The organism is Labedaea rhizosphaerae (assembly GCF_004362825.1).
GTDB lineage: Bacteria > Actinomycetota > Actinomycetes > Mycobacteriales > Pseudonocardiaceae > Labedaea > Labedaea rhizosphaerae.
Genome location: NZ_SNXZ01000005.1, coordinates 129,249 through 144,751 on the forward strand (window position 1 = coordinate 129,249; position 15,503 = coordinate 144,751).

Here is a 15,503-nt window from a genome sequence, read left to right on the forward strand (position 1 = left end):
GCCTACGTTACCGCCAGGCGGTCACGGGGTTGCCGAGCCACCGGGTGCCTGCGGGCACGTGCTCACCCCGCATCACCAGCGACGCGGGCCCGACGCTCGCGTGCGCGCCGATCCTGGTGCCGGGCAACGTGATCGCGTGCGGGCCCAGCGACGCACCGGCCGCCAGCACCACCGCGTCCATCCGCAGGATCCGGTCGTGGAACAGGTGGGTCTGGACCACGCAGCCGCGGTTGACCGTGACGCCGTCCCCGAGGGTCACCAGGTCCGGTTCGGGCAGCCAGTAGGACTCGCACCAGACGCCGCGCCCGACCGTGGCCCCAGTGGCCCGCAACCAGCCCGACATCACCGGCGTGCCGGCGACGGAGCCGACCAGCCACGGCACGGCAAGCACCTCGACGAACGTGTCGGCCAGCTCGGCGAGCCACACGGCGGGGCTCCACAACGGGTGCTCACGGGTCTGGAACTGCCCGGAGAGCGCCCACTTGGCGGCCGCCGCGATGGCGCACGCGGCGATCCCGGCGTCGACCAGCAACACCCCGGCGAGCAGCAGACCGAGCCAGAAACCCATCTGCGCCAACGCATAACCGACCAGCACGGCCAGCGCCACCGAGCACATCACCGGCACCACCCGGCAGAGCTCGACCAGCGCGCGGGCCACGACGAGCCGGCGCGGCGGCGCGTAGGTGCGGCTCTGGTCACCACCCCGCGCCGTGCGGGGCAGGCGCATCGGTGGCATGCCCAGGTAGGAGCTGCCGGTCTTCGCCCGCTTCGGCGTCGCCGACAGCACGCCGACCAGGCCGCGCTTGGGCACCGAGCGACCGGCCGCGGTCATGCCCGAGTTGCCGAGGAACGCACGCTTGCCCACGCGTGCCTCGGCGATGTGCATCCAGCCACCGCCGAGCTCGTAGCCGGCGATCATGGTGTCGTCGGCGAGGAACGCGCCGTCGCCGATCGTGGTCATGGCGGGCAGCGCGACGACCGTGGACGCCTCGACGCCGCGACCGACCCGCATGCCCAGCGCCCGCAGCCACACCGGCGTGAGCAGGCTGGCGTAGAGCGGGAACAGCTGCCCGCGGGCGTTGTCCATCAGCCGTGCGGTCGCCCAGGCCTGCCAGGCGATCCGGCCGCGGATGGGGTGGTGGCCCGCGCGCAGGCCGATGCCGAGCAGCCGCACGGCGACCAGCGTCACCAGCGCCTGGGTGGCGAGCCACGCGACGGTCGCCGGTGGCACGGCGAGCAGCAGGGCGCCGAGCGTCGGCGCCGACCCGACGAGCACGAGGCCGAGCAGCAGCGCGGGCACCGCGCACAGGGCGGGCAGCAGGCCGAGCACGACGGAGCTCACGTCGTAGGCCAGCTTCCAGCGACGCAACCCGGCCGGGCGCTGGGCCGGCCAGCGCCGGTTCGCCTTGCCCTGCTTGGTCGCCGGGACGCCGGACCAGCGCTGCCCGGTCGGCACCGAACCGAGCACGCCCGAGCCGGGCGCGATCTCGGCCCGCTTGCCGATCCGGACGCCCGGGAAGAGCGTGGAGCGGGCGCCGACGGTCGCGCCCGCGCCGATCCGGATCTTGCCCAGGTGCAGGCGGTCGCCCTCGAGCCACCAGCCGGACAGGTCGACCTCGGGCTCGATGGCCGCACCCTTGCCGATCTTGAGCAGGCCGGTGACCGGTGGCAGCGAGTGCAGGTCGACGTCGGCGGCGATGCGGGCGCCGAGGGCGCGGGCGTAGTGGGTGAGCCAGGAACCGGCGAGTTCGGTCGCGCCCACCCGTTCGGAAAGCTGCTCGATGAACCACAGTCGCAAGTGGACGGAACCGCCCCGCGGGTAGGTGCCGGGCCGGACGCCACGCAACAGCAACCGCGCGCTCAGCGCGGTGATCGCGATCCGGCCGGGCGGGCTGAAGAGCAGCAGCCAGCCGGCGCCCAGTGCCCACCACGGGGCGCTCGGCAGCCACGCCACCGGGAGCACGGCACCGGCCGCGCCGATCACGATCGCCCAGCGCAGCCCGACCAGGCCGAAGAGCGGGAGCAACAGCAGGGTTTGCAGGACCTGCGTGCGCCGCGGGGTCGGCACGACCTCGTGGACCGGCCTGTTCGCATCGGCCAACGCATCGAGCCGCGCGGCGAGCGCGGCGAGCGTCGGGTGGTGGTAGACGTCGCTGACCGAGACCGTCGGGTGCTCGGCGCGGACCAGGGAGACCAGCCGGGCCGCGGCGAGGCTGCCACCGCCCGCGGCGAAGAAGTCGGTGCCGAGGCTGTCGGGTGCGGTGCCGAGGACCTCGGTCCACCGGTCGGCGAGCCACTTCTGGGTGCCGTGCAACCCGATCGAGTGGTCGTCGCCGCTGGTGTTGGGCAGCGGCCACGGCAGCGCGGCCCGGTCGACCTTCCCGGACGTGCGGGTCGGCAGCGTCTCGACCACGGCCAACCGCGGCACGAGGGCGGCGGGCAGCTCCTCGGCGAGCCGGGCACGGGCGGCGTCCAGGTCGAGGCCGTCACCGACCAGGTAACCGACGAGCAGCTGGGTGCCCGCGCCGGTCGTCTTGACCGCGGCGGCCGCCCCCGCGACACCGGGCAGCGCCTGCAACGCCGCGTCGACCTCGCCGAGCTCGATCCGCCGCCCGCCGAGCTTGACCTGCTCGTCGGCGCGGCCGAGGAACACCAGGCCCTCGGGCTCGGCGCGGACCAGGTCGCCGCTGCGGTAGGCACGCCGCCAGGCAAGCGCGGGTGCGTACTTCTCCGCGTCCTTGACCGGGTCGAGGTAGCGGGCCAGGCCCACGCCGCCGATGACCAGCTCGCCGGTCTCGCCCATCGCCACGACGGCGCCCTCGGCGTCGACCACGGCCAGCTCCCAGCCGTCCAGCGGCAGGCCGATGCGGATCGGGCCCTCGCCGGCCAGCTGCGCGGCGCAGGCCACGACGGTGGCCTCGGTGGGGCCGTAGGTGTTCCACACCTCGCGGCCCTCGACGGCCAGGCGCGCGGCCAGCTCCGGCGGGCAGGCCTCGCCGCCGAGGATGAGCAGGCGCACGTCGTCGAGCGCCTCGGCGGGCCAGAGCGCGGCGAGCGTCGGCACCGTGGAGACGATGGTGATCTCCTGCTCGACCAGCCACGGGCCGAGGTCCATGCCGCTGCGCACCAGGCTGCGCGGCGCGGGCACCAGGCAGGCGCCGTGGCGCCAGGCCAGCCACATCTCCTCGCAGGAGGCGTCGAACGCGACGGACAGCCCGGCCAGCACGCGGTCGTCCGGGCCGATCGGCTCGTCCCGCAGGAACAGGCGGGCCTCGGCGTCGACGAACGCGGCCGCCGAGCGGTGGGTGACCGCGACGCCCTTGGGCTTGCCGGTCGAACCGGAGGTGAAGATGATCCAGGCGTCGTCCGCGGGAGTCGGCTCGGCGACGCGACCGCCGGGCAGGCCGCGCACGACCAGGTCGGGCGTCAGCACCGCGCACACGCCGGCCTCGGTGAACACCAGGTCGGCGCGCTCTTCGGGGTCATCGGCGTCGACCGGCACGTAGGCGGCGCCGACCGCGAGCACGGCCAGGATCGAGATGTAGAGCTCAGCCGTGCCGGAGGCGATCCGGATGCCGACGCGGTCGCCCGCGCCGATGCCGTTGGCGGCAAGCTTGCCTGCCGCGTGCTCGACGGCCTCGGTCAGCGCCTGGTAGGTCAGGGTGCGGGTGCCGTCGTCGAGCGCGGGCGCGAGCGGGTATCGCCGCGCCGTCTCGGCGAACATGTCGGTCAGGGTGCGGGGCAGGGCCGCCGGACCAGCGATGAACGTGGCCGGATCGATGGCGCGGTCCAGAGTGGAATTAAGCGCGGCGGAATCGAGCGCGGCCTCGAGGGCCCGATCGTGAACAGCGGTCAAGAGCACTCACCGAACAGACGCAAAGGGTTCCTCCGTGGGCAACCGGTACTGCGCCGTGTCCAGTAACGGTTCGCAGCGGGACTGATCGTCCCCGCGGACCAGTCGACCTGCGAGTTTACCCCGCCGTGACCTCTGCATCGCGGTGGGCTCGCTCACCCTGCGTGTTAGTTCTTGTCCTGATCCGGCCCGGACGGGTGACCGCCGGGACGCCGGTCGTCCCCAGGGTGACCGGCGCCGCGCGGACCCCTCAGATGTCGCCCTACCGGCTCGGCGACCGCAGCCCACGTCGAGCGGTGGCGTCCCTGGCGTTCGCTCGCGGCCACGCACCTGCTGGCCCACGACGACCGGTTGCTCGCCCGGCGCGGCCCACGTCCGGCCGCGGGCTCGCCGTCCGTCCCCGCCGTCGCAACGCGTTGACGTCCTCGAGCGTCCTTCATTGCGAGACCCCCGCGCTGCCCCTCGTGGCATGCTGGGCGAGCGGGGGCAGGTCCGGACGGCGAATGGAGAAACGTGCAGGTGACGGGGCCCGACCCGGACGGTGTCGGCAGCCTGGACGATCTGGCCCGTGAGCTCGACCTGTTGCGCTGCCGCGCGGCCGTGGGCACGGCGAAACCGCGGGTGAGCCTGACCGATCTGGCGAGCCGGGTCGGCCTGCCGCGCTCGACCGTGCACACCTACGTCTCCGGCCGGACCCTGGCGCCCGCCGAGGTGCTCGACCGCATCGTCATCGCGTTGGGCGCGACGCCGCAGGAGCAGGCGCGCTGGGGTGAGGCCTGGTACCGCGTCGCCGTGCACGGGCGGCCCGCCGTCGAGCCGGCCGCCGTTCCCCGCCAGCTGCCGGTCGACATCGCCGCGTTCACCGGACGGGCCGACGACCTCGCGGCGCTGGACCGGCTCGCCGCGGCCGACGGGCCCGGCATCTGCGTCATCACCGGCACGGCCGGGGTCGGCAAGTCGGCACTGGCCGTGCACTGGGCGCACCGGGTCGCCGAGCGGTTCCCCGACGGGCAACTGCACGCGAACCTGCGCGGCTACGACCCGGAGCAGCCGGTGGCGCCGGGCCAGGTGCTCGGCTGGTTCCTCGGCGCGCTCGGCGTCAGCCCGGCCGACCAGCCGCGGGACCCGGCCGAGCGCGCCGCGCGCTACCGGACCGCGATGGCCGGGCGCCGGATGCTGGTGGTGCTGGACAACGCCCGCAGCGCCGAGCACGTCCGCGAACTGCTGCCCGGCGAGCCGAACTGCCTGGTGGTGATCACCAGCCGCGACGCGCTGACCGGGCTCGTCGCCCGCGAGGGCGCCCGCCGCCTGGACCTCGACCTGCTGCCCGAGGCCGACGCCATCGCGTTGCTCGCCACCCTGGTCCCCGACCGCGCCGAGGCTGAACCAGCGGCGGTCGCGGCGCTCGCCGACCAGTGCGCGCGGCTGCCGCTGGCGCTGCGGATCGCCGCCGAACACGCCCGCAACCACCCGGATCTCCCGCTCGGCACGCTGGTCCACGAGCTGCGCGACGAGCGGCACCGGCTGGACCTGCTCGACGCGGGCGGCGACGCCCGCACGGAGGTCCGCGCCGTGCTGTCCTGGTCGTACCGGCAGCTCAACCCGGCCGCCGCGCGGCTGTTCGAGCTGCTGGGTCCGCTGCCGGGCGCCGACTTCGACGCGTACGCCGCGGCGGCGCTGCTCGGCACCGACCTCGTGGACGCGCGCACGCAGCTCGACACCTTGCGCCAGGCCCACCTGCTGCAAACTCCCGAGCCCGGCCGGTTCGCGATGCACGACCTGCTGCGGGCCTACGCCATCGAACTGTGCGCGGGCCACGACGACGAGGTCCGGGCCGCCATCGGCCGGCTGCTCGACCACTACCAGCACGCGGCGACCCAGGCGACGGACCTGCTCTACCCGTCCGAGCGGGGCTCGCGCGCCGCCGAACCGGTGCCGCGGGGGCCGGGCCTGGCGACACCGGCCGACGCCCGCGCCTGGCTCGGCGCCGAGCGGGCCAACCTGCTCAACGCGATCGTGCACGCCGCCAAGTACGGCTGGCCGGCCAAGGCGGGTGAACTCGCGTCGACGCTGTGGCGCGACCTGGAGAGCCGGGGCCGCAACACCGATGCCGTCACCGCGCACGAGATGGCGCTGGAGGCGGCCCGGGCCGCGGGCGATCGGGAGGCCGAGGCCACCGCCCTGCGCAACCTCAGCACGGCCTACCGCAACATCGGCGACTACGACGCGTCGCTCGTGGCCTCTCGGCTCTGCCTGGACATCCGCCGGGTGCTCGGGGACGAGACCGGTGAGGCGGCGGCGTTGAACAGCATCGCCATCACCTACGGCGTGCTCTGCCGGTTCGACGAGGCGACCAAGCACTACGACGAGTCGCTGGCCATCCGGCGGGCGACCGGCAACCGGCGCGGCGAGGGCGCGGTGTTGCAGAACCTGGCCGTGATGGCCATGCGCACCGGCCAGCTCGCCGACGTGCCCGAGCGGCTCCACGCGGCCAACGCGTTGTTCCGCGAGGTCGGCGACAGGCTCGGCGAGGCACACAGCCTCAACAACCTCGGCGGCCTCCACCGCGTCGAGGGCCGCTACGCGGAGTCGTTGCGGCACCACCACGACGCGCTCGCGATCTACCGCGAGATCGACGCGAAGGACGGCGAGGCCGACGCCCTCAACGGCATCGCACTCGACCACGCGGCCCTCGGCGAACTCGACGACGCCGTCGGCTGGCACGAACAGGCCCTCGCGGTGGTGCGGGTGATCGGGCAGCGCACGATCGAGCTGGACATCCTCAACTCCTACGGGGAAACGCTGGCCAAGCTCGACCGCGTCGCCGACAGCCGTGCCAAACACGAGGTGGCGCGCGAACTGGCGGCGACCGCGGGCGACCGGTACGAACTGGCGCGGGCGTTGCGGGGCATCGGCCTGGCTTGCCGGGCGAGCGGCGACGAGGCCGGGGCGGTCGGCTACCTGACCGACGCCCTCGACCTGTTCACCGAGTTGGCCTTGCCGGACGCGGCCGAAGTCCGCGCCGATCTCGGCAAGTCGTTGCCGCTCAACGACATCCGGTGACCGAGCGGGGAACGGCCGCCTATGACGGCGTCGAGGGGTTGCCGCCGTTGGTGCGATCGGCTGTTGCATCGGCGCGGGCGGCGGGATTCGACTTCTGCTGCCTGCCCCAGCAGGGGATGCTGCTTCGGCTCCTGGCCGGCGGCGCCGGGGCGGGCGTGATCGGCGAGACCGGCACGGGCTTCGGCGCCGGGCTCGCGTGGCTGGCCGACGGTGCGCGGCCGGGCGCGCGGCTGATCAGCGTCGAACACGAGCCGGCCCGGGCCGCGGCGGCCGCCGCGATCTTCAGCGGAGCGCCGAACGTCGAGGTCCACGCGGGCGGGTGGCAGGCCCTGCACGCCTTCGGTCCCTTCGACTTGCTGGTGCTCGACGGTGGCGGCCAAGGCAAGGGCGACGAGCCGCCGCTCGACCCCGCGCGGTGGATGCGGCCGGGCGGGCTCATCGTCATCGACGACTTCACGCCGCTGACCGGGTGGCCACCGACCTTCGCGGGCAAGCCCGATCCGGCCCGCCGCTACTGGCTCGACCACCCGCGGCTGCGGGCCACGCAGGTCAACGTCACGCCGGACAGCGCCACGATCCTCGCGACCTACGTGGGCTGAGTCAGCGACGCCCGCGCAGCACGCAGCCGACGAACACCGCGGCGCTGGCCACCGTCGGGGCGATGCGCCAGAACCATTGCAGGGGCGTGAAATCCAGGTCCGGCGCGAGCACGATGCCGACCACCCCACCGGTCACCAGCACCATCGTGGCCAGCCCGGACAGCACGGTGAGGACCGCGAGCGACGGCGAGTCGGTGTCGCGGCTGAGATCGGTCGTGGACATCGGGCCATTCCCTGGTGGTCGGTGGCTGCTACCCGACCAGCATGTCCCCGTCGTGCCCCGCCGGGCATCGGGGAGAACCCGGAACCGTCCCCGATCCGGACGGCTCAAGGCAAGTGGGCGACGTCCGCCCGCAGCCGCTTGGTGTCGGCGCCGGGCGGGGCGCCGAACATGCGGCGGTACTCGCGGTTGAACTGCGTCGGGCTGTCGTAGCCGACCAGGTGCCCGACCCCCGCGACGTCGCCGGGGCGGGCCACCAGCAAAGCACGGGCTTCCTGCAACCGGATGCGCTTCTGGAACTGCAACGGGCTCAACGCCGTGACGGCGCGGAAGTGCCGGTGGAACGCCGACGTGCTCATCCCGGCCAGCCGGGCCAGGTCGGGGATCCGCAGAGGTTCGGCGTAGTTGTCGCGGATCCATTGGATGGCCCGGCCGACGTGCGCCAGTTCGCTGTCCGGCAGGCCGATCTGGCGCAGCACCGCGCCGTGCGGGCCGTTGAGCAAGCGCCACAGGATCTCCCGCTCGATCAGCGGGGCCAGCACGCGCGCGTCCGCGGGCGCGTCGAGCAGGCGGAGCAGACGCGCGACCGGATCGAGCAACTCCACACCGGCCGCGCCGGTGGCCAGGGCGGGCGCGCCGGTGGCCGGGCGCGCCCACCGAGCCGGCGGGACCTCCAGCAGCAACGGGGCGACCGCCGCCGGGCGCAACGCCAGGCCCAGGCCCAGCGCGGGCCTCGATGGGCCGACGTCGAGGAAATCGCCCGTGACCGGCAGGTTCGTCGTCACGATCAGGTAGTCCCCGGCCCGGTACTCGAAGACCTCGTCGCCGAGCAGGAGGCGCTTGGCGCCCTGCGCCATGACGACCAGCAGCGGCTCGGTGAGCGCGTGATCGCGTGGGGACACCTCCACCTTGGACAGCAACAACCCGTCGATCGAGGTGCTCATGTCCGGGCGGGCGTGCCGGGCGATGCCGCGGCGGATCTCCTCGAGCAGGTCGGTGTGCACAGCCCAATCAGACGCCGATGGAGAGGATCAGGCAAGAGCCGACGTCGATTGACCTACCAGCGGCGGCGACGAGGCGGTGCCATGGAACCACCGAAACAGGACACACGACAGGAGCACCGGACATGCCGCTCGACCACTACACCACCCTCGGCCGCTCGGGACTGCGGGTCAGCCCGTTCGCCCTCGGTGCGATGACCTTCGGGGAGGACCCCGGCGGCGCCGGGTGCAGCGTCGAGGAATCGGAGAAGATCCTCGATGCCTACCTCGACCTGGGCGGGAACTTCATCGACACCGCCAACTTCTACACCAACACCCACTCCGAGCGGATCCTCGGCGACTACTTCGCCGCGCGGCCCGGGCGACGGCAGCGCGTGGTGCTCGCGTCGAAGTTCTTCACCAACCTGTTCCCCGGCGACCCCAACGGCGGCGGGGCCGGGCGCGGGTCGATCACGGCACAACTGGACGAGACCTTGCGCCGCATGCGGACCGACTACCTCGACCTCTACTGGTTGCACAATTGGGATCGGAACACCCCGATCGAGGAGACGATGCGTGCCCTCGACGACCTCGTCCGGGCCGGCAAGATCCGCTACCTCGGCTTCTCCAACACGCCGGCGTGGCTCACCGCGCAGGCGCAGACGACGGCGCAACTGAAGGGCTGGACGCCGTTGATCGCCCTGCAGGTCGAGTACTCGCTGCTGGCCCGGACCGTGGAAGGCGAACTCGCGCCGCTCGCCCGTGACCAAGGCATGGCGCTGATGCCGTGGAGCCCGCTGAAGAACGGCTTCCTGTCCGGGAAGTACCGCCGCGGCAAGAAGATCGACGACTCGGTGCGCACGGCCTTCGTCGGCCACCCGACCGACGCGGACTACACGGTCATCGACGAGGCCAACGCCATCGCCGACGAACTGGGCACCACGGCGGCCGCCGTGTCGCTGGCCTGGCTGCGGACGCGCCCGGGCACGGTCGTCCCCATCGTCGGCGCCCGCCGCCTCGACCACCTGCACGGCAACCTCGCCGGACTCGAAGTCCAGCTCACCGACGAGCACCTGAAGCGCCTGGACGAGGTCTCAGCGCCGACGCTGGGTTACCCGGCGGCCCTGAACGGCGACATGCGCGCCATGCTGCAGTTCGCGGGCACCACCGTCGACGGCGAGGCGTCCACTGTGTACCCGCCGTTGCTGCAGAGCGACGTCCGCTATTGAGCCACGGCACCTCCGGCCGAGCCCGTGCCCGTGGCACGGGATCGCCACGCCTACGCGGAACCGGCCACCGCGACGGTGCCCGCTCGGGAGGCGTGCGCGTAGTGGCGCAAGATGATCAGCGCCCCGCGATGACGCTTGCCTAAGCTCATCTCCATGGGGGATGTGGCGGAACAACTCGCGCACGACGCCGTCGAATGGTTGCTGGCTCAGGCTCGGGAGGACGGGACCAGCCTGAGCTGGCGGCCCTGCGCTGACAAGGAAGTCGATCCGACGCTTTACAACGGGTGCGCCGGGATCGTGCTGGCGTTGATCGAGGCGCACCACCACTTCGGCGACGACCGCTACGGCGATGCCGCGCTGCGGGGCGCCCACGCGGTCGCGGCGGCCGTCGACGACGAAGACCTGTGGTCGTCGTTGTACCCGGGCCGCGCGGGCATGGCGGTCGCGTTGCACGCGGCCGGCACCCGGTTCGGCGACGAGACCTGTCTGCGTGCGGCGAGGCACGCGCTCGACCGGGTGCGCGCCGCCTTCGACGGCGAGCGCTGGAACGACTTCTTCGAACTGCTGGGCGGCAACGCCGGCATCGCCCTCGGTGCTCTGCTCGCCGGCGACCTCGACCTCGCCGAGCTGGCGGTCGAGCCGTACCTGCGCACGGCGGACGCCACGCCGGGCGGAGTCAACTGGGCGGTGCGGCCCAGCCCGCCACGCTCGCACCACATGGCGCACGGCACGCTTGGCATCGTCCTCGCACTGGCCACGGTCGCCCGGGCAACCGGCAGGCAGGACTTGCTCGACCTCGCCCTGGCCGGGGCCGCCGACGTGGTGGCGCGCAACGAGGAGGGGCCGGACGGATTCCTCGTCCCGCACTCGGATCCGCAACACCGCCCCGAACTGGTCGAGCGCTACAGCTACGGCTGGTGCAACGGTCCCGCCGGCGATACTCAGACCTTCCGGCTGCTGGCCGCCATCACCGGCGATGCCCAGTGGGACACGCTGATCGACCAGTGCTGGCACACCCTCACCCACAGCGGCCTGCCCGCGCGGTTGCGGCCTGGCTTCTGGGACAACAACGGCGTTTGCTGCGGCACGGCCGGCGTTCTCATGACCGCCTGCGACCGGTTCGTCGAGCACCCGACGGAGGGCCGAGCAGCGCACGACTTCGCGACCCTCCTCGTCGACGACCTTGCCGAGCGCGCAACGGTCGACGCCACCGGCGCCCGCTGGTCCAACCACGAGCACCGCAAGACACCGGGCGACCTCCCACCTCGGACCGGCTGGGCCATGGGCAACGCGGGCATCCTGCGGGAGCTGATCCGCTACACCCGCGTGACCCGCGGTCTGCCGGGCTACGCCGTGCAGTGGCCCGGGCACCCGGCGGTCAGGCGATCCGGTAGCCGATCCCTGGTTGCGTAGCGATCACCGGCGGGTCGCCGAGCTTGCGGCGCAGGCGGCCGACGGTCACGGTGACGGTGTTGGTGAACGGGTCCGCGTGCTCGTCCCAGACCTGTTCGAGCAGGGCTTCGGCGCTCAGGAAGCCAGGGCTGGCCCGCAGCAACGCCGCCAGCACTGCGAACTCCTTGACCGACAAGGAAAGCTGCCGCCCATCGCGCAGGACGGTGCGGCGGATCGGGTCCAGTTCGATGCCGGCGGCGTGCAGGGTTCGGGGCCGGGCGTCGGGTTTGCGGCGGGCCAGCGCGTGGATGCGCAGGACCAGTTCGGGGAAGTGGAACGGCTTGGCCAGGTAGTCGTCGGCGCCCAGGCTCAGGCCGCTGACCCGGTCGCCGGGAGCGCTCGCCGCGGTGAGCATCAGCACCATCGGCCGGTCGGCCCGTTCGGTGATCATCCGGCAGAGCGTGTCGCCGTGCACGCCGGGCAGGTCGCGGTCGAGCACGACGACGTCGTGCGCGGTCAGCTCCAGCTTCTCGGCCGCGGCCAGCCCGTCGTGGGCGAGGTCGACGGCCATGCCTTGATCACGCAGGCCTTCGGCGACGACCTCGGCCAGCGCGTGATCGTCTTCCACCACAAGGATTCTCATGCCAGCCTGACCGATACCGCCAGGCCACCCTGCGGGCGGGCGGTCAAGGACAACGAACCGCCGTGCGCGGCGGCAACGGCGGCCACAATGGACAGTCCGAGCCCGGACGAACCGGTCCGCTCGCCGCCGAGCCGTTCGAAGGGCTGCGCGAGCCGGTCGACGTCGCGCTGCGCCAGGACCGGGCCGCCGGTCTCGACGACCAGGTCGGTCGCGGACCCGGTGATCCGGATCCAGCCGCCGTCCTCGTTGTGGATCACGGCGTTGTCGACGACGTTGCCCACCAGCCGCGCCAGCAACGCTGGGCTGCCCTCGACCGTCGTGGCGGACGGGATGTCCACGGTGACGGTCAGCTCCTTGCGTGCGACGTCGGCCGAACGTTCACCCAGGGCCGTGTCGACCAGCTCGCCGAGGTCGACCGGTTCGGTGTCGGCCAGCGGCCCGTGCTGCGCCCGGGCCAGCACGAGGAACCCGTCGAGCAGGTGGTCGACCCGGTCCAGCTGCGGGCGCACCCGGTCGGCGAGGGCGACGGTCGCGGCCGGGACGTCGGGCTTGGCGGTCGAGACGTCCAGCGAGGCACGCATGGTCGCGAGCGGCGTGCGCAGCTCGTGCGAGGCGTTGGCGACGAACCGGCGTTGCGCGGTGAACGACGCCTCGAGCCGGGCCAGCAGCTCATCGATGGTGTCGGCGAGGTCCTTCACCTCGTCGACCGGGCCGCTGACGGCCAGGCGCTGGTCCAGGCTGTCCGCGGAAATGCGCCGGGTCGCGCCGGTGATCAGCCGCAGCGGTCGCAGGACCCGCTTGGCCAGCAGCCGGCCGAGGACCACCGACACGACCACCATCACGACCAGCGCCAGCAGCGAGCCGACCAGCAGCTGGCGGGACTGGTGCGCGTGGACGTCGGACAGCTGGTCCTGCAACGCCCGGACCTGCTCCTGCACGGCGCTGGGGCCTTGGTCACCGGCCGGTCCGGTGCTGCTGAGCTCCCCGTTGGACAGCAGGAAGGTCAGGAGCAGCAAGCCGGCACCCGAGAGCAGGAAGACCACGGCGTACAACACGGTGAACCGCGCCCGAACGGTCCCGCTGCGCATTCCGATCACGGGTCAAGGATGCCCCGGCGGACCTAACAACAGCGTGACAGCGCTGGTTCGGGCCGTGTTAGCGGCCGGTCCCTAGAACCGACGCCATGGACTTCCTCCGCCCGGCGCGCCTCGTCGCGCTCGCCGTCGCCGCCCTCTCGATCATCGGGCTCGGCCTGTTCTTCGCGAGCAACAACCACGCGTCGTGCGGCGGGCCGTGCCCGCCGGCGCCGACCGCGAGCGACGGCTCGCTGGTGGCCGACCGGTTCTGGTTCTACCACCGCGACCTCGGCCGCGAGGGCAGCATCACCGTGCGGCTGACCGCCATGACCGGCACGATCACCTATCCCCCGCCGAACCACGACAAGATCGTGCCTGGGCTCGTGCCGTGGGCGAAGACCGGGATCATCGTCAAGGACGGCCTGCGGCGGGGCTCGCGGTACGCGGCGCTCATGCTCACCGGCGGCCACGGCGTGCGGTTCCAGTCCGACTACACCAACGACGTCGCGGGCAGCGCGACCGGCGCGCCGCACTGGCTGCGCCTGACCCGGTCGGGCGCCATCATCACCGGCGCCGAATCGGCCGACGGCAAGCAGTGGCACACGGTCGGATCGGCGACGCTCGACGGGTTGCCCGCCACCGTGCAGGTCGGCCTCTTCGCGACCTCGCCCGGCGACCTGACCCTGCGCGAGGTCGGTCTGGGCGGCGCGATCGAGGAGGTCCGGTTCACCCAGGCCGTCGGCACCTTCGACCACGTCACGGTGGTGGGCGCCCGCGGCGCGTGGGCCAGCGAGTCGGTCGGCGAGATGAACCAGACGGACTGGGAGAAGCTCCACAACCCGTCCGGTGCCGTGGCCCGCGACGGCGTCGTCACGGTCAGCGGCACCGGCGACATCGGCCCCGTGGGCGAAGACGGCGCGTTCGGCGTCGACAAACTCCTGATGGGCTTCGTGCTCGCGCTGCTCGTCGTGGTCGTCCTCGCGGCACGCTACGGCGCCCGGACGCAGCCCTCGATCGGCCGGGCGGGCGTGGTGGGGGCGGCCACCTTCGGCACCGGCTTGCTCGGCATGGGCGTGGTCGTGCCGGTGGGCATGACGGTGCTGGCCGGCAACGGCGTGCTGACCCAGCCGCTGTCGTTCCTGACCGGCGCACGGGTGATCGTCGGCGTCGCGCTGGTGTTCGGGCTCTGCGCGGTGTTCGCCTACGGCCTCGGCGCCTGGCTGCACCGCGCCTGGGCGGCCGTCCTCTGTGGACTCACGCTGGTGGTCGTGCCGTACGCGCTCGCGACCATCCCACTGCTGCCCGACTCGCTCGACCGGTGGCTGCTGCGGCTCACCCCGGCGGCGGGCTTCGGGATCGGGCAGACGCAGACCGAGTACCCGCAGGTGACCGCCCACTTCGCGCCGTCCACCGGGTACTTCCCGCTCCCGTGGTGGGCGGGGCTGCTCGTGCTCTGCGCGTACACGGCTGCCGCCCTGTGGCTGTGCGGCCGGCGGTCCACGACACCGAACTGGCGGTGAACGGTGACCCACTCAACCGCCGGACCCAAGCCCAAGGCAACCGGGTTCGGGAATCCCGAGGAGGCGGGATTGCACTTCACTCCCGAAGAACACCCATCAGCCGTAGGGGTTGAACGGGATTCCGGCGGGCTTGGCCTTGGACAGCGCGTCACCGAAGCGGGCGTCGGTGATCTTCAGGGTGGCGTCGCCGAAGTCGGCCGCGGTGAGCTTGTCGCGGATGCCCGCCGGGTAGTTGTTCCAGCCGACCAGGCCCTTGATCTGCCAGGTGTGCTCGGCGTTCTCCGGCGGCTCGTCCCCGCCGTCGGCCTTGGGGAAGCGGAAGCAGTGCGTGCTGATGCCGTCCTTGTGGTAGACGGCCTTCGGGTGCGTGCCCGCGGCGAACTGGATGGTGGAGCCGGTCTGGTACCCGCCGTGCTGGGAAACCGACAGGTACCTCGCCTGGTCGTTCTGCACCCAGACGACGACGTCCTCCCAGTCGTGCTTGTGCCCGGCGGGGAACGGCCCGGGCAGCGCCTGGTCCTTCTCGAAGTAGTACGAGTACATGTAGGCGCACCAGCCGTTGTTGCACTTGGAGCGCGAGTACGTGTTGGTGTTGACCAGATCCGACGCGTCGTGGCAGTTGCCGTTGACCGCGCCGCCGAGGTTGAGGCCCGGGTTCAGCGTCCCGTCCGGGCCGATGGCAGGCGTGCTGTAGCAACCGTCGGTGTCGAAGTCCAGGGCCGGCTGCCACTTCGCGTCGTCGGCCGGCGCCGACGTCGGGAGTGCCCGCGGCGGGTCGGCCCACGCGACCCCGGGCCCGACCACCAGCCCCAGCACGGCGACGGCCGCCACCGGTACCGCCGTCCAGCCCAACGCCCGAAAACCCTTGCTGCCCATGGAGATCCTTTCCCTCAAGGATGCTCAATCCTGGCCGGTGGGATACCAGTCC

General features: G+C 72.8%; 11 protein-coding genes. 5 read left to right on the plus strand and 6 right to left on the minus strand.

Annotated features, from left to right (window positions below; translation table 11 throughout):
* Positions 1 to 7: 7 nt before the first annotated feature.
* The gene (locus EV186_RS27265; protein ID WP_243754338.1) at positions 8 to 3,793 is read right to left on the minus strand and encodes a Pls/PosA family non-ribosomal peptide synthetase; all 3,786 of its coding nucleotides are present in this window, start codon (positions 3,791 to 3,793) and stop codon (positions 8 to 10) included.
* A gap of 579 nt (positions 3,794 to 4,372) precedes the next feature.
* Here EV186_RS27265 and EV186_RS27270 point away from each other — a divergent pair.
* Both EV186_RS27270 and EV186_RS27275 read left to right on the plus strand, forming a co-directional pair.
* Complete coding sequence (locus EV186_RS27270; protein ID WP_133852315.1) at positions 4,373 to 6,916, plus strand: ATP-binding protein; 2,544 nt, start codon at positions 4,373 to 4,375, stop codon at positions 6,914 to 6,916.
* Entirely contained in the window at positions 6,913 to 7,515 is a 603-nt protein-coding gene (locus EV186_RS27275; RefSeq protein ID WP_133852316.1) for a class I SAM-dependent methyltransferase, read from the plus strand. The genes EV186_RS27270 and EV186_RS27275 overlap by 4 nt, the downstream gene beginning before the upstream one ends.
* Before the next feature lies 1 nt (position 7,516).
* Here the strand turns inward: EV186_RS27275 and EV186_RS27280 are convergent, their stop codons facing one another.
* The gene (locus EV186_RS27280) at positions 7,517 to 7,738 is read right to left on the minus strand and encodes a hypothetical protein (RefSeq protein WP_133852317.1); all 222 of its coding nucleotides are present in this window, start codon (positions 7,736 to 7,738) and stop codon (positions 7,517 to 7,519) included.
* Positions 7,739 to 7,842: 104 nt separating this feature from the next.
* The gene (locus tag EV186_RS27285) at positions 7,843 to 8,727 is read right to left on the minus strand and encodes an AraC family transcriptional regulator (RefSeq protein WP_133852599.1); all 885 of its coding nucleotides are present in this window, start codon (positions 8,725 to 8,727) and stop codon (positions 7,843 to 7,845) included.
* A gap of 134 nt (positions 8,728 to 8,861) precedes the next feature.
* Here EV186_RS27285 and EV186_RS27290 point away from each other — a divergent pair, with 134 nt between their 5' ends.
* Both EV186_RS27290 and EV186_RS27295 read left to right on the plus strand, forming a co-directional pair.
* Positions 8,862 to 9,944 (plus strand): aldo/keto reductase, encoded by a 1,083-nt coding sequence (locus tag EV186_RS27290; RefSeq protein WP_133852318.1) that lies wholly within the window; start codon positions 8,862 to 8,864, stop codon positions 9,942 to 9,944.
* Positions 9,945 to 10,097: 153 nt separating this feature from the next.
* Positions 10,098 to 11,357 (plus strand): lanthionine synthetase LanC family protein, encoded by a 1,260-nt coding sequence (locus EV186_RS27295; RefSeq protein ID WP_133852319.1) that lies wholly within the window; start codon positions 10,098 to 10,100, stop codon positions 11,355 to 11,357.
* Here EV186_RS27295 and EV186_RS27300 read toward each other — a convergent pair.
* Positions 11,323 to 11,979 carry a response regulator transcription factor gene (locus EV186_RS27300; RefSeq protein ID WP_133852320.1) on the minus strand — a complete coding sequence of 219 codons (657 nt, stop codon included), beginning with the start codon at positions 11,977 to 11,979 and terminating at the stop codon, positions 11,323 to 11,325. The two genes, EV186_RS27295 and EV186_RS27300, sit on opposite strands and share 35 nt — an antisense overlap.
* Positions 11,976 to 13,067 (minus strand): sensor histidine kinase, encoded by a 1,092-nt coding sequence (locus tag EV186_RS27305; protein ID WP_133852600.1) that lies wholly within the window; start codon positions 13,065 to 13,067, stop codon positions 11,976 to 11,978. The genes EV186_RS27300 and EV186_RS27305 overlap by 4 nt, the downstream gene beginning before the upstream one ends.
* Before the next feature lie 95 nt (positions 13,068 to 13,162).
* Here EV186_RS27305 and EV186_RS27310 point away from each other — a divergent pair, with 95 nt between their 5' ends.
* A complete protein-coding gene (locus EV186_RS27310; protein WP_133852321.1) occupies positions 13,163 to 14,575 on the plus strand; it encodes a DUF1349 domain-containing protein in 1,413 nt (470 codons plus the stop codon).
* 96 nt (positions 14,576 to 14,671) lie between these two features.
* Here EV186_RS27310 and EV186_RS27315 read toward each other — a convergent pair whose 3' ends face one another.
* Positions 14,672 to 15,451 carry an NPP1 family protein gene (locus tag EV186_RS27315; RefSeq protein ID WP_133852322.1) on the minus strand — a complete coding sequence of 260 codons (780 nt, stop codon included), beginning with the start codon at positions 15,449 to 15,451 and terminating at the stop codon, positions 14,672 to 14,674.
* Positions 15,452 to 15,503 lie beyond the last annotated feature (52 nt).

Coding starts and splice junctions, on each gene's coding strand:
- EV186_RS27295 (WP_133852319.1), top strand. CDS start 10,098: ATGGGGGATGTGGCGGAACAACTCGCGCACGACGCCGTCGAATGGTTG.
- EV186_RS27300 (WP_133852320.1), bottom strand. CDS start 11,979: ATGAGAATCCTTGTGGTGGAAGACGATCACGCGCTGGCCGAGGTCGTC.
- EV186_RS27310 (WP_133852321.1), top strand. CDS start 13,163: ATGGACTTCCTCCGCCCGGCGCGCCTCGTCGCGCTCGCCGTCGCCGCC.
- EV186_RS27305 (WP_133852600.1), bottom strand. CDS start 13,067: ATGCGCAGCGGGACCGTTCGGGCGCGGTTCACCGTGTTGTACGCCGTG.
- EV186_RS27315 (WP_133852322.1), bottom strand. CDS start 15,451: ATGGGCAGCAAGGGTTTTCGGGCGTTGGGCTGGACGGCGGTACCGGTG.
- EV186_RS27290 (WP_133852318.1), top strand. CDS start 8,862: ATGCCGCTCGACCACTACACCACCCTCGGCCGCTCGGGACTGCGGGTC.
- EV186_RS27280 (WP_133852317.1), bottom strand. CDS start 7,738: ATGTCCACGACCGATCTCAGCCGCGACACCGACTCGCCGTCGCTCGCG.